Origin of the sequence: Okeania sp. SIO1H4, assembly GCF_010672695.1 — a bacterium.
In the GTDB taxonomy this organism is placed as follows: domain Bacteria; phylum Cyanobacteriota; class Cyanobacteriia; order Cyanobacteriales; family Microcoleaceae; genus Okeania; species Okeania hirsuta.
Genome location: NZ_JAAHGB010000009.1, coordinates 83,233 through 103,066, shown reverse-complemented (window position 1 = coordinate 103,066; position 19,834 = coordinate 83,233). Strand labels below are relative to the sequence as shown.

Below are 19,834 nucleotides of genomic sequence, written 5' to 3'. Positions count from 1 at the left end.
ATTAGGAACAGGTTGAAGTTACTGGCAAAATCTGCTCCATAAAATTGCTGACCACATATTACATTTTTATAAAAAAAACTTAATAACTTTTTGTCAAGTGTTATAAACCATACATTATTTTAGCTCCACTAATAATGAAAATTAGCTAAATTATAGAAAGTAGTAAAACTAGAAAAATCTATATGCCTGGAATGATTCAAGCTAAAAATGAGCTAGAGGAAAAATTAAAAATGCCAAGCAAAATATTATTAGTAGATGATGAACCAGGATTACGGGAAGCCGTACAAGCTTATTTAGAAGATAGTGGATTTAATGTAAACGTTGCCAGTAATGCTAATCAAGGATGGGATATCCTACAATCATATTTACCAGACTTAGTAATTACAGATATTATGATGCCTCAAATAGATGGCTATCAATTTCTACAAAAATTACGAGAAGATCCAAGATTTAAAGCTTTACCAGTAGTATTCTTGACCGCCAAAGGAATGACTACAGACCGCATTCAAGGTTATCAAGCAGGTTGTGATGCTTACCTTTCTAAACCCTTCGATCCTGAGGAGTTAGTAGCTATAGTCGAAAATTTGTTAGAACGTCGAATAGTAGCGAAAAGCCCAAATGAAGGGGAAAATACTTCAGATATTGCTGTTTTAGCAAGTCAAATTGCCGAAATTAAAGCAATGTTAATGGGGAAAAATACAATCGCTCAAACCCCATCACCAATTAAAATAGATTTAACCCCAAGAGAGCAAAGTGTATTAGATTTAGTAGCCAGAGGGCTAATGAATAAAGAAATAGCTAGAGACCTAAACACCAGTGTCCGCAATGTAGAAAAGTATGTCAGTAGACTATTTACGAAAACTGGTACAAACAGCCGAACAGAATTAGTTCGTTATGCTCTAGAGCATGGGTTAACTAAATAGTATGATAGTCCTGCTCGCGTAATGGTAGATGAGGATGAACAACGACGCTTCATGGGAGCAAGATACAAGCAAGGGAGCAAGATGGTCCCACTCCACATTTTATTGAGCAGGGGAGTGGGGGAGTGGAGGAGAAGTTAAAGATAATAATATCAGGACTTAGGCACTGACATTGGAAAATCCAAAGGTTTTGTATTCCAGAAAGGGATTTAGCCAGATTTGTCTCCTAAATGGAAGTTGTTCTCGATCTTTACAGCAGTGTCCATTCTGAAGAAAAACCATTAATTAATATGGATGAAGCCTCTGTGCAACTTCAAGGACATCTCTAGGAAACCATCCCCATGAAGCCAGGAGAAGACAAAAAAGAAGATGATCACTATACTGCTCTATAAAACTGATACAAAGCGTCACATAACGTGACAATCTGATGTTTACTTCCTGCTTCCACTGAGGCCGTCGGCGGTTACTCATCCACAGGCATTCACGGTCGAACCGACCGCATCTCTCAAATTTATACTGGCGTTTAAATCTCTGTCTATTGACAAGCCACATGACTGGCAGTCATAAGTCCTTACATTTAATGGCATATCCTGAACATGACCACAGTTAGAACAAGTCTTTGATGATGGAAAAAACCTGTCAACTAATACTAACTCAGAACCATACCATTGACACAGAGCATGCAAGTTGTCTCCTAAACTCATAAAATCCTTGGTCGGCTATTGATTTAGCTAGCTTATGGTTAGCTAACATACCACTAACATTTAAATCTTCTATGACAACTCTGCCGTGGTTCTTGGCTAGATATGTTGTCAATTTATGAAGTGCGTCTTTACGGATGTTAGCTATCTTTCTATGTAGCTTGGCAATTTTCAGTTGTATTTTTCGCCAATTAGCTGAACCAATTTCTTTATTCCGGTTTAGATATTGTAGTTGAGAAAGCTTGGCTTCAAACTGGCGATATGACTTGACGCTTTCAAAGACTTTCCCATCACTTAAAGTTGCTAATGTTTTAATGCCTAAATCTAGGCCTACAACTTCAGTAGTTTTTGGTGTTAGATATTGAGTAAATTCATAAGCAAAACTTAAATACCAATCACCTGCCTGTTTACTAATAGTTATTTTTTGAGTAGTTGCTTCAATAGGTTCATAAGTTTTGACAATACCAATAAAAGGTAATTTATGATTCCATCCATTTAATTCTATTGGTTTTCCAGAATTATCAATTGTAAATGAATCAGACCTACCTTTCTTCTTAAACTTTGGGTATTTTCCTAATCCTTTAAAGAACCTTTTGAACGCTTCACCTAAGTTGAGCAAAGCATACTGGTAAACCTTAGATGACAGGTTTTTCATCCAAGGATATAAAGGCTTTGTGTGGTTAGTAAAAACTTCTCTGAGCTTACGTTTGCGCAGCATTCCGCAGGAAATATTTGGCTTGTAACCATCTTGATAAGCAGCATTCCATAAACTTAAGCCCCAGTTATAAACCCATCTTGAATAACCTGCGTGTTGAGCCAAGAGGGTTTTCTGCTGGTTATTTAGTTTGAGCTTTGTACGAATTGACTTGTAAATATTTCTAGCTATTTTTTGAGTTGACTACTGTATTTTTTCAACCCAGAGATAACTAGCTGATTATACTGCGTTATAACGTAAATTGTCAACTAAGTCAAAACTCCTGAAGGAGTACAAGCTTTGTTCATGTTTTTTGATCCTAACAGAGGATGGCGGCGGGTTAGTAATCGAGATAGTCGGACTCGAATAGATTGGGCAGAAGAAGTGAGGCAATTATTGGATGTAGACAATTCCATTTTCTCAAAAAGTCAAGTTAGTTTGTGATCATCTCAATACCCATAATATCGCTTCTTTTTATGAAGCATTTCCAGCTCCAGAAACCCACCCTTTAGCTCGAAGATTGGAAATTTACCATACCCCTGGCAATGGTAGTTGGTTAAATGTAGCCGAGACTGAACTAAGTATTTGATCGAAACAATGTTTAGAGCGAAGAATTTGTAGCAAAGAAAAATTGGGGGGTTGCACATTAAAGAATGATAATAGATTTTAAACTATACATATATTGAGGAAAGAATTATCCAAAAATATCTACTTTCGGATTTCATCATTCCTGACTGTGCAACGCCAAAATTGGAAAAATAATTAATTGCATGGCAAACCGAGCGTAACCAAACTGCCTCTAAGGTGAGCTGGCAATTCTCAACTGATCATGCCAGGGTTGAACTCAAACATCTTGATCCGGTTTTTGATACCGCCTAATACTCAATAATTATCACTATCAATTCAATAGCGATCGCTTGTTTCCTGCTACCAATTGACAATGATCGCCTGTTTGTGATTTTCCATTTTTCTTCAAAGATGTTATCTTTAAAATAGCAACTTTTTCCTGACTATTCTATTGCACTATTTTAGATTAAACAATCCACTACCAATAGCGTTTATGTGTAATATCATGTCCGGATAATTAGTGATAAAAAAACTTTCTCCTTCTCTTCTCCTTTCTTCCCTCCTGACTTCTAACTCCTGACTCCTGACTTCTCCATCATTTATTTATAACTGTTCAACCGGACATGGTATAAGTCCTAAATAAAATAAATAATGCTAAATAGCTTGCTCATTCTACTTCCTACTCCCTCTTTATCTAGAGATGTCTAATATCAAGAAAATATAAGTTTAATCACAAAATATTAATATTTGCCTCGAACTCTTACAACACTTGTTATCCTGAATACATCAATTTAACAAACTGTGATAAAAATCATGAGAGTATCAAAATCATCATTACATCTTGGCCAGTCAATATCTCTAGGAATTGTGTTGTTGCTAATGAGCTTTGGGGTAATGCTTGTGACAACAATAATGATAGCAAATGGAAGCTAAAAAAACAGCAGACCCCTTTCACTAAAATAAAGAGGTCTGGCAATTCAATTTAACAGAAACAGTAAGAATTTCTGTGAACTCTAGTAAAGGAAGTTCATAATAGAATAGCGACAAGTCTAATAAAAATACAGGTAGAAGACCCTGGTGTATAAACAGCGACTCCGCACGCTAGTTTAATCCTGCGGTGTCGCCTAAGCGCAACATCAGGAGTATATCAATACAGCTTTAATTATAGGGGTGGAATAGAGATCTTCCCACCCTATAAACGTACTAAAAGATTTTTTCCATGAGTATCAGTACCGCAGGTATTAAGTAGACCATAAGTAGCACTGAGTTTTTTCACTTGTTCTGTTTGTTTTGGGCTAGGATACCAGGGTTTAGTATGAGTGTAACCGTAGTAGGTTTCTACACCATCAATACCTAACTTAGCTGCTGCTTTGATTAGATCGGTAGCAGAACGCTTATAACGACAGGGATGAGCAAGTACCGCTAAACCACCAGCTTGTTGAATTGCAGTGATGACATTAGTAGCTTGATATTCTTGACCTTGAGTCGCTTTTCCTGTCAAATAAGGCTGTAGACTTGAGTGTTCTGGGTTAAAGCCATATCCTAGAATATGTACTTCAATATTAATTAAGTTGGCGTTAATTTCTACTCCACTCCACAAAGTCGGTGCTAACCGCTCGCGGTCTCCATCATTAGATTTCCAGTTTTCTAACCAACTTTTAGCTACTTGATAACCAGCAACAGTATGATGATCGGTAATGGCCAAACCTTTAAGGCCGATGGCAATTGCTTGCTCCATCAAACTCTCAGGTTTTAACTGTCCATCCGAGTAAATTGTATGTAGATGAAAGTTATAATAGTATGGACAGCTATGAGCATCAATAGTTTCAAAGATTTGCTTAATTTGAGAGTAGTTATTGGCCACTCGACTAGTCAAATCAGGAGCCAAAGCTATATTGATAGACATATATTTTAATAAATCGTTACTTTATCCAATATATCTAATTTTTATCCAAAACTGCTAATTAGCTCCAGCTAACTAATATATTAAAATTTTATATTTAAAAATATCTAATTGATTAAATAGTATTGATTTAATGAGAATGATGGGAAAAATTTCTATCAAAAAATAAGAGGGTATTTATACTGATTAAATTATTTTCGGTTAAATACTGATAATATCTGTGAAAGTAAGTAATTGATAATTGATAATTGATAATTGATAGTTGGTTATAGTTTAAATAGCTTCATTGTTTGATGGAATGGTAATGCTGAACTCAAAATAGTTAATGACGAATGTACGTCGCTAATCGGACAACTCCCCTAACTGGCTACTGGCTACTAAATATAATAATAATTGCCGATCTGAACAGAATATTAGTCCCAATTAATTTGTATTTTAAATAACATAAAAATCTTGAATAGACTGAATATAATACCAATTCACTCTAAGGATGTCACAAATAGTCAGCAACTGATGATGTGGAATAATAAGCTGAAATTATTGTAAACGTCAATACTTTAAGTCTATCAACTTTCATTTCGCGCCTTCTAACTTCTGACTTTTGACTTCTGATACCAATTCAGTTTAAAGATGTCACAAATAGTTTCAAACTTTAAATGTTAAATAATTTCCTGAAATTACTGTATAATTAAAGTTTTGTAGATCTATAAAATCTTACTTTTGACTTTTGACTTTCGACTTATAACTTCCGTGAAACGGTATGACTTCCATAAGGTGGGCATTGCCCACCCTAGACAGAAGCAGGATGACCCATATCGCAAACTTTAATTGATGGATGAGTAAAAAGAATCTGTTTCATTTTTAATACCATACTAACTTTGGTCGCTATTGCGAAAGACCCAAGCCATATCCAACAATTTTGCCCAACGTTTTTGTAACTGTTTCGGAGTACATTTAATAGTCTTCGCGATCGCTTGTTCATCTTCACCATTGCGCTTGAGTTGTAAAATTTGCTGTTGTTCAGGAGAAAGAGTTGCTTGGAAAGCTTCCCATTTATCAGAATTCATACCTAATTTTTGGTCAATGTCAGCACCTAACCATTGATGCACTAACTTCCAATTTTTAGAACAAGCAAATTTTTCAACATGATACTTAAAACGTTGTTGTAAATAATCCCGTTGACGAGAAGTTAAACCTAGCTCCTTATCAATATCAGATGCTTGATAATCTTGTAATTTTAGACGCAGATAATCAATACATTGGTCTTGACCTTGAACTTCTAAGTAATTGATTAATTCAGAAATCACGCGATCGCGCAATACAGCCTCAGCAGGGTCAACAGCTTCAGAAACCATTTGCTCCCGTACTTGTTGCACAGCAGAAGACCGACTAAAAGCTTCTGCATCTTCACCTTTGGGAGACTCAACTGCCATTTCAATATCAAGAGAAGTTTCAGGAGGTTGACCCTTAGCAAAACCTTGAGCGCGGAGTACAATCAATCTTTGACGATTCCGGCCAGGCAAACCAATTTGACGCTTGGCGTACTGTTCAGTAAATGCCATATATTCTGCTAATTCTAATTTCACTCTAGGAGTATAGTCTTCCTCCAGATTGTGTTCCCGGCGGAAAGCTCTTAAAGATTCAATATAAAAACCTTGCAGAAAATCCTCAATCAAGTTATAGCGACCTTGGAAACTCAATTGTGCTCTAAAAGAAGCAATATGACGATAAATCATAGAAGCTAGCAGAGAGTGTAATTCTACCCGACCTTGTTTAGAACCAAGTTTGTAGTATTGTACGCACTTTTGCAAGCGATGACGAGCCAAACTAAGTTGCCAAGATTGAACTTCACCAGAATTTTGAATCCGATTACTCTTTTGGCAAATCCGCTCTACTTCTTGGGCGATGCGAGTGATTATGGTTTCAGCTTTTGCTGGCTTACTTTTCAAAGTACCTTGCAATTCTTGCAAAACTACAGCAGCTAAAGTTTCAGTATTCATTTCTAGTACAGTATTCGCTGTATTGTGATTTTCAACTTTGCTGTTGTTAACTTCTGGAGCAATAGCAGGGTTTGTGTTCAGGGAGTTGGGGGTGTGGGCAATGTTAACAGTCATTTGATTTTACCTTTGGATAATGCACGGTAGGTGTACGAAGTAATCATGTAGAGTGATTAGGTGTTGGTTGAAATCTGTGTGATTCCTTTGTTGCCTCTACAGTTACGACTATAGGAAAGTTCACCCAACTATTTGCAGAGGAGGGTTCCACTTTTATGATGTGGTTTTTCTGTTAACAACCAATTCTCTAATTCACTATCAGAAGTATATTTTCCGGATTTCGGTCTAAAATCAACGAAAGCTAGATATAGATTGAAAATCAGAACTTTACTTACCAAATTATCCAACTCAAAGAGACTGTGACAATATTCAAATTGGCAGTGCCACCCGTGTAACAAAAACACAAGTGGCACAGTAGTAGGTCTTAGGTTGTAGGTTTTAGGTTGTAGGTTTTAGGTTTTAGGTTTTAGGTTGTAGGTTTTAGGTTTTAGGTTTTAGGTTTTAGCTTGTATAGTAGTCGAAGGAAAGGTGAGGACATATCAAAAACTGAAAACTCAGACAACGCCAGATTTTTCCTCCTGCCTTCTGCCTTCTGCCTTCTGCCTCCTGCCTTCTGCCTCCTGCTATATTAACCAATTAAGGCTTGCTGATTAAATCTAAAAGCATTGACTGATATTGGCTTGAGCCTTTTTAGAGTCCCAAAAAGTGCCCTTGTTTCCGCTCTTCATGCTCAAAAAGTTAGCATAAAAGGCAAACTAAGGACAGAAAAACTGAGGGACAAAACGCCCGCTCCTACCTCCTCTAAATTCTCCATTTCTCCTGTCTCCTGTCTCCTGTCTCCTGTCTCCTACCCCAGCAAAAAGACTTTATTCAGCAAACCCCAATCAGAGCTGTTACAGTTTCAACTCCAAGACCTTGCCTAATCAGATTTGGCTCTTGGCCAGTTAATTCCAGGATAGTGGATACTTGATATCCAGGATCAGAACCGTCATCAACAATTATGTCCACTAAATTTTCTAGACAATCAAATAATTCTGCTTTACCAGTAACTGCTCCTACATCTACTGGGGCCATTCCTTCCGCATCACTGGTAATGTGAGCTGATGTTGAAATGATGGGATTGGCCAAAGTCTCCAACAAAGACAAACAAGATTGATTGTCTGGAACCCGAATACCCGTTGTTTTTCGCTTAGGACTCATCACCAGCCGTGGGACTAACTTTGTGGCAGGCAACACAAATGTGTAAGGGCCAGGAATTAAACGTTTGATGATTCGGTAGGCTGAGTCACTCACAATAGCGTAATTGGCGATATTGGACAGAGAGGAACAGAGGAATGTCAGAGGTTTATCATTAGACAGTTGTTTAATTTGTCTGACTCGCTCCACAGCAGATTTAGCATAGAGGTCGCAACCGATCGCGTAAACGGTATCCGTAGGATAAAGCATCACTGCCCCATTTTTTAGATCGCTAATAATTTGTTCTACGCGTCTTTGTTGGGGTGTATCAGGATGAAGTTCATAGAATATTGCCATAATTATTATTTTAGATTATAGAAAAAGCATATGTTAGATTTTAGATTGGAAAAATTTACCAAAAAATGGGGTTTAAAGACCCGTCCTTTAGCGTAGCGGAGGAAGGCTTTTTAGAGGAAGGAAGAAATAATACTAAATCTCAAAAAGTTTGCTATATATCTTTAGTAATGGGGAGATGGGGAGTATTAAATGTAGTAAACTGACACTTATGCAATGATGCCCTGCGACGGATTGTTAAAAGCCTTTCAAAGTCTAGATTTTAGCCGTAAATATGCGCCCTACAAATTTGGCTTCTCCCCAACTATGGCCCAAAATACGCTCATTTTTGAACCGGAACTACCTAAAAGCTAGCACTTTTTGATACCTAAAAATCTTCAAACCTTTATTTGTAAAGACTTTGAGATTTAATCATCAGAGCAATCATTATTAATTATTAATTATTGAATCACCTACCACCTAAGACCTAAAATTTATGAAAAAAATAGCTTACCTTGAATGTCCCACTGGCATTGCGGGCGATATGTGTTTGGGTGCTTTAGTCCATGCGGGTGTTCCCCTAGAATATCTGATAGAAAAACTCAATCTTCTCGGCATTTCCCAGGAATATCAGTTAAGCACTGAAAAAGTTCATCGCAATGGTTTACTAGCTACGAAATTTCATGTCAATCTAACTTCTGCAAATCCTGAAAATGGAGAACCTCTAACTTTTGACCACCACCATCATTCTCACCATTCAGAAAATGACCAAAGTACGGAAAAACACAATCATTCTCACAACCGTCACTTGCCAGAAATTGAAGCATTAATCAAAAAAGCAGGATTGCCCCGACGTGCTGAAGCTTGGAGTTTAGCTGTATTTCACAAATTGGCTGAAGCTGAAGGTGCCGTACATGGTATTGCCCCAGAGAAGGTACATTTTCACGAAGTAGGGGCAACTGATGCTATTGTTGATATTGTGGGGACTTGTTTAGGATTAGATTGGTTGAATATTGACCAATTATATTGTTCGCCTTTGCCCACTGGTGGGGGTACTGTGCGGGCGGCTCATGGTCGGTTACCTGTACCTGTCCCAGCAGTGCTAAAACTTTGGGAGTTGCATCAGGTTCCGATTTATAGTAATGGCATTGAAAAAGAATTGTGTACTCCTACAGGTAGCGCGATCGCTTGTACTTTGGCCAGTAGTTTTTGCTCGCCACCGTCAATGTCTCTAGAATGTGTGGGTTTGGGTGCGGGTTCTCGCGATTTAGCTATTCCTAATATTTTACGTTTGTGGATCGGAGCAGGGGAGGTGAATACTCAACATTCTCAACTTACAGAATATCATTCTCCCAGTTCCCCACATCCACACCTAGAAACTGTAATGGTGTTGGAAACTCAAATAGATGATTGTACTCCTCAAGCGATCGCTTATACTTTTGATGCTCTATTTGCAGTAGGTGCATTAGATGTTTTTACTCAACCTGTGACAATGAAAAAATCTAGGTTAGGAGTGTTACTTACTGTTATTTGTCTACCGGAAAAGTTATCTGCTTGTGAGGAGGTAATATTTCGAGAGACTACAACTCTGGGTATTCGTCGCTCTACTCAAAAACGGGCTATTTTGCAGCGAACAATTGATCGGGTGCAGACAGACTATGGAGCAGTGCGGTTAAAAGTGGCAAAGATGGGGAATCAAATTGTAAATGTGCAACCTGAATATGAAGATTGTGTCGCATTAGCTAGACAGCAAAATATTCCTTTGATGAAAATACAGAAAATGGTATTACAAGCGTGGAATGGGCATCTTGCCCGTTCCTGATATTTTCACCGCAAGTGCTGCGCGCAGGTAACAGGCAACAGGGGGAATAATTTATATTTTGTATTTTGGATTGTTTGAACTATTTGTTAATATTAACTATTCCCTGTTCCCTGTTCCCTATTCCCTATTCCCTTGACTTTCTTTCCACTCTCCCTGCAAAGTAAAAGCTGCCCAATAATAAGGTTCTTTCCAACGAGTCTCAGAAACCATCTCCAACTGTGCTTTTCTTAATGCTTCTGTTGGTGATAATTTGTCTTGTAACATCAACCGATAGAATCTACTCATTATTTCGCTAGTAGCAGCATCGTCGATATTCCACAAACTGACAAGTACGCGAGGTGTACCTGCATACATAAATCCCCTGGTTAATCCTACTAACCCTTCTCCCCGTATTTGTTTTCCTAATCCGGTTTGACAAGCACTCAACACTACTAAGTCTGCGGAAAAATCCAGGTTGAAAACATCATGGAGACGTAAAAATCCATTCAGCAAGTTTCCCTGTGGATCTAGCATCGATAACACAATTCCAGAAAGTTCAGGGTTAATGCTATTAAGTAGTCCGTGGGTAGCAAAGTGGATAATTTTGTATTGATTCAGTTGAGAATTGATTACCTGGGTACGATTTGCCACAAAATCAAAGTAGGAGATAGTCTCTGAGTTTGGCAAAAGGGCGAGAATTGCTTCTGCTTCTGTTCGGGTTTCTGGGAGTCGTTGCCAAATTCCTACATCCATTTGTCGAGCGGCACGATTGAGGTTATATTGTTCCCTATTTTCATTCTGAGTTGATACGGCAGTTTTTAATCGGGTATCATCAGGACTAAAGATTGGATCGGCAACTATCGCAATGGTTTTGGGTGCAGTTTTTCGTTGTTGGGCATCTCGACGTAGAATACTTAAGGTTGATGCAGAAGGAAGATTGACAATTTCGTGCTTACTTATTAAAGGTAAATAATTTGCTTCTGATGAAGTTGTTGGTAAGGAAATGGCAGCAAAGGGAATGTAATGTAAAATGCCATCACTAACGATCGCCAAGCGTCGATCTTTCAGTTGAGGAGCAACAGGAGCTAAAATTATCTCATAGAGAGATTGAGAGATTTCTAATAACAAAGATGGATCTACTCGTCTATCAGTAATAGTAAAACGAAATTCTTTAACTATGTTTTCAATTAATGCTTTTGGAGGGAGTTCATGACTGGTAATACTATTTTTAGTAACCGCCCAAAGAAAGCTACGCTTCTTACCTAAAGCATATTGCAACAGAAGTGTATCATTATCCAGAATTTGTGCTTGAATCTGTTTTAAAGTGAGGGGTTGAGGTTGAGTGATAGCTGCATAACTCGGACTTTTTTCGCGGATTTTTGCCTGGACTTCTTGATATTTTCGGAGGAGATATTGTCGTTCTTGTTCGATGGCTGTTTTTTGTTCTAGGGTTTGTTTTTCACTACTATAAAGTTCTACTCGTCGTCGCTCAATGGTATCTAATTGTTGTTGTAAATTTCGTTCTTGAATGACTAATTTTGGTTCAACACCTTTGCGAATATCGGTGTTTGCTTCGGTGAGGAGTTCAAGGAGACTTCTTGCTTTAGAATGTTCGCTGATGTTGAGTGCTTGGGCATCATATCCTTGAGAGGGGTTTTGTTGATGCAGTTCCATTAATAAGTCGATGTAAAATTCATAATAGTCTTGTTTGGAGGTAAAAAAGGTAAGACGTTCTTCGGGAGAATTTTTGCTAATTCGTGTTTCTTCTATTAAAGAAATTGCTGTTTTTATTTGAGTTAAAGCAGTCTGGAGATTACCTTGTTTTTGTTCAACTTTAGCAATGCCAAACAAGTTTTCTGCTTTTGATTCGGGATAGTTCTTATCAAGTAATTCTAGGGATTTATTAAAGAACTGCAAGGCTGTTTCGAGTTCTCCTAAATTAGAATAAACTTTACCTATCTCTGTATGCAAAGAAGAATAATTTTTTCCATGAGAATTTAAGGCTTGTTTTAAAAAGTCTAAGGCTGTTTCTAATTCTCCGAGTTCAGAGTAGATTGCAGCAATATTCATAGAGATAGAGACTAATTTAAAAGGGTAATTTTCTTGGGAAATTGTCCAGGCTTGCTGATAAAATTTTAGGGATTTTTCTAAATCTCCGAATTGCTGGTAAAGTTTACCAATTTTATTCAAAATATCGGTTTTTTGATGATAATTTCCGAGTTTTTTGTAAATTATCAATGCTCGATTGTAAAATTCTAAAGTTTTTTCTTTCTCTCCTAATTCGGAGTAACTATCACCAATTTCACTTAATATTAAGGCTTGTTTGCTAGGATTATCAATTTTCTGAGCAATTGGCAAACCTCGATTGAAAGAATCTAAAGCATTTTGATAATTTCCAGCCTGAAAATAAATCCGAGAAATCCAAATTAAAGTATTTATTACTCCTTCATCAAAACCACTATTTTGAGAAACTCTATTAGCTTGATCAAAAAAGTATAATGCTTGTTTTGAGTCTCCTAATTCAGTGTAATCTTTACCAATTCGTATTAAACCTGTTATTTCTCGGTCTGCCCCAAGTTTTTGATAAATTATACGATATTGATCGAAGGCATTTAAAGCATTTTTAGGACTGTTAATTTGATAGCACAGTTTACCAATTTCCCTAAATACTTCTGTATTTGAAATTGTTTTTGATTGAAGGATTTCTTGAGAATAACTTAGGGATTTTTGGCATAATTCTAAAGCTTTGTCTGAATCTCCTAAATAGGCATAGATTCGACTCATTCTAATAAATATATCTAGGCTTCGTTCGTCTCGAAAAGGAGCATCATTTTCTTGCTCATAAATAGGTAGAGCTTGCTGATAGGAATCTAAAGCTTTTTTGAAATCTCCTAATATAGTGTAACTTTTACCAATTTCATAAATTGTCCAAGCTTCTCCTGAACGGTCATTATTTTTTTGATAAATACTTTGGGCTTGATTAAAAGTTTCTAATGCTTTGTTTGGGTTTTCTAATTCATAGTAAAGCTGACCAATAGTTCGCCAAATCCATGCTTCCTTTTTGTAATCTCCTAATTTTTGAGAAATTGGGATGGCTTGATAATAGAATTGCAAAGCAGTTTCTTTATCTCCAAATTTAATATAGTCTTCTCGAGCAATATTAATCAAAATATTTACTGCTTTTTTCTCTTCACCATTTTCTAGAAAAACCTTTCCGGCTTGCTCAAATGCTTCTAAAGCTTTCTCTTTATTACCTAAGTCATAGTAGATTTTTCCAATAGTTCTGAGACTATATGCTTCCTCACTAAAATCATTAATTTCTCGATAAAATAAAATAGCTTGACTATAAAAATCTAGTGCTTTGCGTTGACTTTCCAATGGATTTTTTAATTCATTTTTAGCAGTATATAGATAGAAATAGCCAATCCTACTGAGAGTCTTTGCCACTTCTTCAGGTTCGCCAATTTTTCGGTAAATTTTCAAAGATTTATTCAGAACTTCAAATCCTGTTTCTGAATATTTCAATCGATAGAAATAAATCCCGGCAATTTTGTCACGCAAGAGATTAGCTTCAGCTTTAAAATCGCCCGTTTCCTAGTAAACTTTCACAGCTTGCGTTAAAAATTCTACCATTTTTTCCAGGTTTTCTTGATTTCCATAGTATTCAGCAATTTTAATCAGAAAATCTGTCTCTCCTTGATTATCTGGCAATTTTTGATAAATCTTTCTTGCTTGCTTATAAGCCTCTACTTCATTTTTTTTATCTTGTAATTTAGAGTAAATATTTCCCATAGCAAACCAAATAATCGGCTGACGATATTCAAAAATTAAGGCAGTTTCTGAATCTCCGATCTGACTATAAAATTGACTACTTTCCTGAAGTATTTCTAATTCTTTATTGTAGAATTCTAATGCTTTTTCTAAATTTCCCGAATCAGAGTAAACTCTTCCTAAACTATCCAGAATATTAGCTATTTGAATACCATCGCCAATTTCTTGATAAATACCCAATGCTTCTGTGTAAAACTCTAATTGCTTTTCTTTATCCTCTAACCAACCATAGCGATCGCCCATCTTTTTTATCACCAGTGCTTTGCCTTTTTTATCCTCAATTGCTTGATAAATTTTTAATGACTGTTCGTATAATTCCAAAGCTTTTTGTTGATTATCTGACCACCAATAATCCACAGCAATTGTTAATAGATTTGCTTGGGCTTGAACTACCGTAAAATTATCGCTATTTTGAGGTGTAATTTCCCGATAAATTGCCATAGCTCGATTAAATAAATCCCATCCTGCTCCATCATTTTTATACTCAATCAGATTCAATTCACTCAGAAGACCCAAAACAAAAGCTTCCCCTTGTTTATCACCAATTTCTTGATAAATTGCTAAAGATTTTTGGAGTAATTTCTGTTTGCCTTCATTACCATCATATAAATATCGACTCTGAGCCATTCTATTCAGAATCCTCGCTTCTTCAGATAAGTTATTAATTTCCTGGTAAATTGCGAGAGATTTCTGATAAAGTTCTAAAGCATTTTCTGGAGTGCTATGAATTTTTTCTAACAATAATTGAGACTGACCAGAATTGACAAATAAACCATGAAATGATTGAAAATTTCTTTCTTTTTCCAGTCGTTCTAACTCAATAATATAAATACTACCAATTTGACTAAGAATAAATGCTTCCTGGAGGCGTTTATCAAATTCTCGATATAAATTTAATACTTTATTGTAGTGTTCTAATGCCAGCTTTGTTGCGCCAATATCTTTGTAAATTTCACCGAGTTTAATTAAGGTCAATGCCTCTTGAGATTTATCTCCTAATTTTTGCCATTTTAATAGTACTTATTCCCATTTTCTAATAGCTTGTATCTGCTGAGAAGGAATTGTTCTTTGTTGGGCAAAATTTTCAGCTTGATTAACAAATTGTTGTTTATTTATCGGAAGAACATTGTTTTTACTAGGTTCTGCTATTACAGATTTTGAAAAAATTAAAAAGTAGGCAAATAAAATTAGGTTTTGCTGAAATCTTAGTAAGATATTTATTTTATTTAAAAACATTTACTTATCACCTCCAGACGGCATTCATTAAACATCTCTAGAAAAGAGGGAACAGGGATAAATAATTGATACAGCAAATTCCACTTTAATGAGGTACACCCGTCGCGGGCAAGATCCCCGCACTTGCATTCATTTAATTGTTAATCTCTGTAATTTGAGGATAAGAATTGATTTTATTTTGAATTTTCATGCATATGTCTATTAGACTTCTGGACTATAAGAAAGTAAGAAGTAAAGAAAGAGGAAAAATGACTCTGGTGGTCGTGCATTGTCCGGCAATGTTTGTTATAAGAAAAGTGGGAGCATTTTGCTCCCGTGCTAGGTATTCCTGTTTGTTATATACTATTTCCCTGTATACCATTATTATCAAAATAATATGGGTCTAAAACCCCGCCTTTTAAGACGCAATATTTTTGGAGCGGAGTTCAAATCCCCGTTACAAAAATAACTTCTGTACGGGTGGTTCGCGTTTGCGGAGCATTCCGTAGGAAACCACCCCTACTGACTTCTGACTTCGTTAAGCAGGAATACCCTAAGTTTCTAACTGAAAGGATCTAAATCATTACATTCATCCTCATCTCGATCGCTAGGAGCATACTTAGAAGGTGGGCGATCGCTACTCCAGGCCCACCAACTACAACCACACTTACAATGATAAAATTCTTGCCATTTGCGACGACTATTTTCTCCATAGACAGGGGAACGTCGATTAATCCAAACTGCCTGTGCGTCTATTGTACCTGCCCCACATTTAGGACAGGAGAACTGAAAAACATGAATTGAAGATTCTGTCCATTGGGGAGGAGTTGGGCTAAATGCTTCCATAATTTATCCTATATACCATATAAGTTTTCTTATGTCAATATTGTAACTGAAAGTTAAAAAGCATTTCCTGACGGAATGCTCCGCAAACGGCAATTCAATACTCAGCATTACTGCTTAGATTTATAGTCAAACCGAAAGAAAAACAATTTCTAAGGATATTTTAACCCCTCTTAAATTATCTGGCGTATCAGCCGAGTATTTCAGCCCAAGCTAATAACTAAAAGTTGTTAGCCGAGAGTTAGTTAAACTGAAAAGAACAACTTATTTAGGATATAGCTTTGAAATTAAATTAAGCGTTAGAAGGAATAGAGAAAAATACAGTAGATTTATCCCATAAGAAGTACATAGATTAACAATTAAATGTTTCTATTTCAGGCATCTTGCCCACCATAGGTGTACCTTACTAAAGTAGAATCTTCTGTAATTAAGAGATTTTTTTGTAGTCAAAATCCAAGCCCCCGCGCATCCCCCAATTTTGGGGGACTAGAGCAAGCAAATTGACTCTTGTTCCCCCCCAAAGTTGGGGGGATAGGGGGGCAAAATTCAGTATCAAAAAACTTTTCAGATATCCTCTAAAATTGGTTGGGTTTTGATTCCCTATCTACTTCCTTCTTACTTCTTCCTTCTTACCTCTTCCTTCTTCCTTCTTGTTTCTTTATTCAACCCTAATCAAATGAATCTGTTATTAAACTTTATATCTTTAATTGGAATTGTAATTCTGTGTTTTATCGCATGGTTAGGTTCAGAAAATCGCCTAATTATTCCTTGGAAAGTTATATTTTGGGGAATAGGGTTACAACTATTTATTGGTTTACTCATATTTGTATTGCCAACCCGCGACCTCATTGCACAAATCAATAATCTCTTAAATACAGTACTAGATGCTTCAGAAGCAGGGGCCAGATTTTTATTTGGCGGCTCTAATTCAGCAATTGTCCCAGACCCTAATCGTATTGTGGGACCAGGCCCAGCAGCTAGATGGATAGTTAGAACCGTAGGTACTCCTTATGTAGAAATTCCAGGCGATCGCCTCACCTCGGATAATCTGAATTTAGGCTTTATTTTTGCTTTTCGTTCTCTCCCACAAATCATCTTTTTTTCTGGGTTAATTAGTCTATTATATCGACTAAATATTATTCAGCCCATTGTTCAATTGTTTGCTAAAATTTTCCAAAAAACAATGAACATTAGTGGAGCAGAATCTTTATCTGGGGCTGCGAATATATTCGTAGGAATAGAATCAGCAATTGCCGTCAAACCATATCTAAAGGATATGACCCGCAGCGAACTTTGTACTATTTTATCTTGTTGTTTCGGTTCGATCGCCTCTTCAATATTAGGCATATATGCAGTTATTCTCAGACCAACCTTTCCTGGTATTACTGGGCATTTAGTATCAGCATCAATAATGACTATTCCTGCTTGTTTTGTACTATCGAAACTGTTGATACCAGAAACCGAGAAACCGAAAACTTTAGGTCATATTCCATCTGAGAAAAAAAAAGAAAATGACCAATTACCAAACCCAATGGATAGTTTAATGAATGGAGGGATAGATGGAGTAAAAATGGCAGTAGGAATTGTGGCAGTAATTATTGTAATTTTAGGATTACTTGCATTAGTTAATGCCATATTTAATGGTTTAGCAAATCTACCAAGTCCTATAGGAAATTTATTTCAAATAATTACTGTACAAAATATCTTAGGAGCGATATTTTTACCTCTAACTTTTCTCACTGGAGTATCTCTAGAATGGAACGAACTTTGGCAAGTTTCAATATTAATTGGACGTAGATTATTTGAAACAAGTATCCCTCCTTATTTTACTTTGGCACAATTAAAAGCGACCGGAGAAATTAGCGATCGTGGCTTACTAATAGTTAGTTATGTTCTTTGTGGTTTTACCCATATAGCATCCTATGGAATTTTTGTCGGTGGAATATCAAATCTCATACCATCGAGGCGATCAGAACTTTCTGCTCTTGGTTGGAAAGCTCTATGGGTTGGTACTCTTGCTACTTTAATGACAGGTTGTGTCGCCGGATTATTTGATTTTGGCGACCCTACTATTTTAGGTCTTTGATAGTAGATGGTAGGTGGTAGGTTAGTAGTTAAATATTCTGAGGAATTTAACTGATAATTTATAGCCATTGCCATTAGATATTTCCAGAAAAGAAGGAATAGGAAATAGGGAGAAATAATTGATGATTTTATAGATAAAAATTGATTTTATTTTGGATTTTTTGAGATGTCTATTAGTACTCTTGACTTACCAAATAATTAAGGTTTAAAGCCTCTCATTTAAAGGATAAAAGCGGTAGATATTCGGAGTTTCCCGTAGGGTGGGATGGCGTTAGCGGAGCGGGTCTGCAAGAACGGGTCTTGGAGCTGGCAGACCATCGACCAAGAGAAAAGAAAAAATTTTTCCTACCGCGTCAATCCTCTTCTTTTCAAGGAGAGGTAATTGTTAATTATTAATTATTAATTGTTGAAAGTAATTCCCGCTGCCCGTGAGGTACACATCTAGCGGGCAAGATGCCCGCACTACAAGAATTTTACCATTCAAATTTGTACATCATTTGTCCGAAATATGCTGTATGTAATATAGGATTTCTCAAGTTACTGAGGTACAGTGATTTTTTGATTTTCTATTCCCTACTCCCTAAAACAAATGAATTTTGTATCTCATCAGGGTGGAAATTGCTATATTAACCTTTCTCTTTCCTTCTGCCATACAACTTTTTTTCAGATACTGTATACCTAAATTATTCTGACTATAGTGACGATAATTTACAGAAAAAAATTAATTTGGAAGTTTAATATATAGGAAGCAAAGAGTTGCTTAAGAAATAGATTGATGATGAATCTGAAACATAGAAAAGCTTTTGCCACTTTTCCCTGTTGCCTGCTATAGTAATTCTAAATGATTTGTCAAAAATATCAGGATATATAAAAACTCTGAAACTTTTACAACTGATAACTGATAACTGAAATAAGATGGCTATATATATGAAAAAATTGCGCTTAATTAGCATAGGATTATTCACAGCTCTAACTTTATTTATTTTCAATTATATTGTCGGAAATTGGCATCAAATATCCTTACTTAAACCTGCCAAAGCTGAAGATGTTACTAATTCATTAATCACTCTGAGTTCTCGCTTATATAAAGACAGTAAATTTGAGATTGGAATTATAGAAGATTATCAACAAAAAATTATTGCTGGCGTACCAGTATTTGAATCCCCAGAAGGAAATTTAGCTTATACTGTAGTAGTCAAACCTCAAGTTAATTTACAACAATTAGATAATCAAACTTTAGCGATAATTGCCATAAATGAATTTGCTAGAGGCGAAGATTTTAAACCACAAGAATTTCAAATAATTAAACCAGGAGAAATTGCTTTACCTTGGAGCGGTAGTTTAACAATAAATAATAATACACAACCGATAAGTGGAATAATTTTAGCTCGTCAGATTGATAGAAATGTATTTTTATTGTTAATTAGTGCCACAGACGCAAAAACAGAAAAAATAACCCAAATTTTACAAGTTTTATCCAAGAGTTTAAAAGCAGTTTAAGCATTCAGCCTTCAGCTATCAGCTATCAGCTATTGCTTTTAGTTTAGGAAAAGCTTTATTAATTGTCTTACTACAAAAGTTTGCTCCCTTGCCCTTAAATTCAGTTGTTAATTTAAACATTATTCTTAAGAACAGAGTTTTGTTGCTGACTGCTAATAGCTGTTTGCGCAGTATTCCGCAGGAAATGCTTACAAAGCAGTTTAATTTCAAT

12 protein-coding genes and 3 pseudogenes are annotated in these 19,834 nt (G+C 36.2%); 6 read left to right on the top strand and 9 right to left on the bottom strand.

Annotated elements, in window-relative coordinates:
- The first annotated feature begins 230 nt into the window (after positions 1-230).
- Positions 231-923: a response regulator transcription factor gene (locus F6K06_RS10180; RefSeq protein WP_124147431.1), complete on the top strand. Its 693-nt coding sequence runs from the start codon at positions 231-233 to the stop codon at positions 921-923.
- Positions 924-1,093: 170 nt separating this feature from the next.
- A pseudogene (locus F6K06_RS10175) lies at positions 1,094-1,246 on the top strand (IS630 family transposase); the annotation flags it as partial.
- A 141-nt stretch (positions 1,247-1,387) separates the two neighbouring features.
- On the opposite strand, the pseudogene F6K06_RS10170 reads toward F6K06_RS10175, so the two are convergent.
- A pseudogene (locus tag F6K06_RS10170) lies at positions 1,388-2,495 on the bottom strand (RNA-guided endonuclease InsQ/TnpB family protein).
- Positions 2,496-2,600: 105 nt separating this feature from the next.
- On the opposite strand from F6K06_RS10170, the pseudogene F6K06_RS10165 reads away from it, so the two are divergent.
- Positions 2,601-2,901 (top strand): annotated as a pseudogene (locus F6K06_RS10165) (IS630 family transposase); the annotation flags it as partial.
- Between the two features lie 1,173 nt (positions 2,902-4,074).
- Here the strand turns inward: F6K06_RS10165 and F6K06_RS10160 are convergent.
- From F6K06_RS10160 to F6K06_RS10145, 4 genes are all read right to left on the bottom strand, one after another.
- On the bottom strand, positions 4,075-4,788 hold the full coding sequence (locus F6K06_RS10160; RefSeq protein WP_287240822.1) for a PHP domain-containing protein: 714 nt from the start codon (positions 4,786-4,788) through the stop codon (positions 4,075-4,077).
- An 869-nt stretch (positions 4,789-5,657) separates the two neighbouring features.
- Positions 5,658-6,899, bottom strand: coding sequence for a HetZ-related protein (locus F6K06_RS10155; RefSeq protein WP_124154348.1), 1,242 nt, complete (start codon positions 6,897-6,899; stop codon positions 5,658-5,660).
- A 441-nt stretch (positions 6,900-7,340) separates the two neighbouring features.
- Positions 7,341-7,475 (bottom strand): hypothetical protein, encoded by a 135-nt coding sequence (locus F6K06_RS10150; protein ID WP_287287936.1) that lies wholly within the window; start codon positions 7,473-7,475, stop codon positions 7,341-7,343.
- Between the two features lie 234 nt (positions 7,476-7,709).
- Positions 7,710-8,372 (bottom strand): L-threonylcarbamoyladenylate synthase, encoded by a 663-nt coding sequence (locus tag F6K06_RS10145; protein WP_124145221.1) that lies wholly within the window; start codon positions 8,370-8,372, stop codon positions 7,710-7,712.
- Between the two features lie 472 nt (positions 8,373-8,844).
- Here F6K06_RS10145 and larC point away from each other — a divergent pair, with 472 nt between their 5' ends.
- Positions 8,845-10,170 (top strand): nickel pincer cofactor biosynthesis protein LarC, encoded by a 1,326-nt coding sequence (larC, locus tag F6K06_RS10140; protein ID WP_287240825.1) that lies wholly within the window; start codon positions 8,845-8,847, stop codon positions 10,168-10,170.
- Positions 10,171-10,287: 117 nt separating this feature from the next.
- On the opposite strand, the gene F6K06_RS10135 is transcribed toward larC, so the two are convergent.
- The 4 genes from F6K06_RS10135 to F6K06_RS10120 all read right to left on the bottom strand — a co-directional run bounded on the left by F6K06_RS10135 (position 10,288) and on the right by F6K06_RS10120 (position 16,041).
- On the bottom strand, positions 10,288-13,710 hold the full coding sequence (locus tag F6K06_RS10135; protein ID WP_287240827.1) for a CHAT domain-containing protein: 3,423 nt from the start codon (positions 13,708-13,710) through the stop codon (positions 10,288-10,290).
- Between the two features lie 33 nt (positions 13,711-13,743).
- Positions 13,744-14,955: a lipopolysaccharide assembly protein LapB gene (locus F6K06_RS10130; protein ID WP_124145218.1), complete on the bottom strand. Its 1,212-nt coding sequence runs from the start codon at positions 14,953-14,955 to the stop codon at positions 13,744-13,746.
- A 45-nt stretch (positions 14,956-15,000) separates the two neighbouring features.
- Positions 15,001-15,216 (bottom strand): hypothetical protein, encoded by a 216-nt coding sequence (locus F6K06_RS10125; protein ID WP_124145217.1) that lies wholly within the window; start codon positions 15,214-15,216, stop codon positions 15,001-15,003.
- A gap of 540 nt (positions 15,217-15,756) precedes the next feature.
- A complete protein-coding gene (locus F6K06_RS10120) occupies positions 15,757-16,041 on the bottom strand; it encodes a hypothetical protein (protein WP_124145216.1) in 285 nt (94 codons plus the stop codon).
- Between the two features lie 673 nt (positions 16,042-16,714).
- Here F6K06_RS10120 and F6K06_RS10115 point away from each other — a divergent pair.
- Positions 16,715-18,124, top strand: coding sequence for a NupC/NupG family nucleoside CNT transporter (locus F6K06_RS10115; protein WP_124145215.1), 1,410 nt, complete (start codon positions 16,715-16,717; stop codon positions 18,122-18,124).
- A 914-nt stretch (positions 18,125-19,038) separates the two neighbouring features.
- On the top strand, positions 19,039-19,623 hold the full coding sequence (locus F6K06_RS10110; RefSeq protein WP_287273838.1) for a hypothetical protein: 585 nt from the start codon (positions 19,039-19,041) through the stop codon (positions 19,621-19,623).
- Positions 19,624-19,834 lie beyond the last annotated feature (211 nt).

Excerpts from the sequence above, each read along its gene's own strand:
- F6K06_RS10180 (WP_124147431.1), top strand. The coding sequence starts at position 231 with ATGCCAAGCAAAATATTATTAGTAGATGATGAACCAGGATTACGGGAA.
- F6K06_RS10160 (WP_287240822.1), bottom strand. The coding sequence starts at position 4,788 with ATGTCTATCAATATAGCTTTGGCTCCTGATTTGACTAGTCGAGTGGCC.
- F6K06_RS10155 (WP_124154348.1), bottom strand. The coding sequence starts at position 6,899 with ATGACTGTTAACATTGCCCACACCCCCAACTCCCTGAACACAAACCCT.
- F6K06_RS10145 (WP_124145221.1), bottom strand. The coding sequence starts at position 8,372 with ATGGCAATATTCTATGAACTTCATCCTGATACACCCCAACAAAGACGC.
- larC (WP_287240825.1), top strand. The coding sequence starts at position 8,845 with ATGAAAAAAATAGCTTACCTTGAATGTCCCACTGGCATTGCGGGCGAT.
- F6K06_RS10125 (WP_124145217.1), bottom strand. The coding sequence starts at position 15,216 with ATGTTTTTAAATAAAATAAATATCTTACTAAGATTTCAGCAAAACCTA.
- F6K06_RS10120 (WP_124145216.1), bottom strand. The coding sequence starts at position 16,041 with ATGGAAGCATTTAGCCCAACTCCTCCCCAATGGACAGAATCTTCAATT.
- F6K06_RS10115 (WP_124145215.1), top strand. The coding sequence starts at position 16,715 with ATGAATCTGTTATTAAACTTTATATCTTTAATTGGAATTGTAATTCTG.
- F6K06_RS10110 (WP_287273838.1), top strand. The coding sequence starts at position 19,039 with ATGGCTATATATATGAAAAAATTGCGCTTAATTAGCATAGGATTATTC.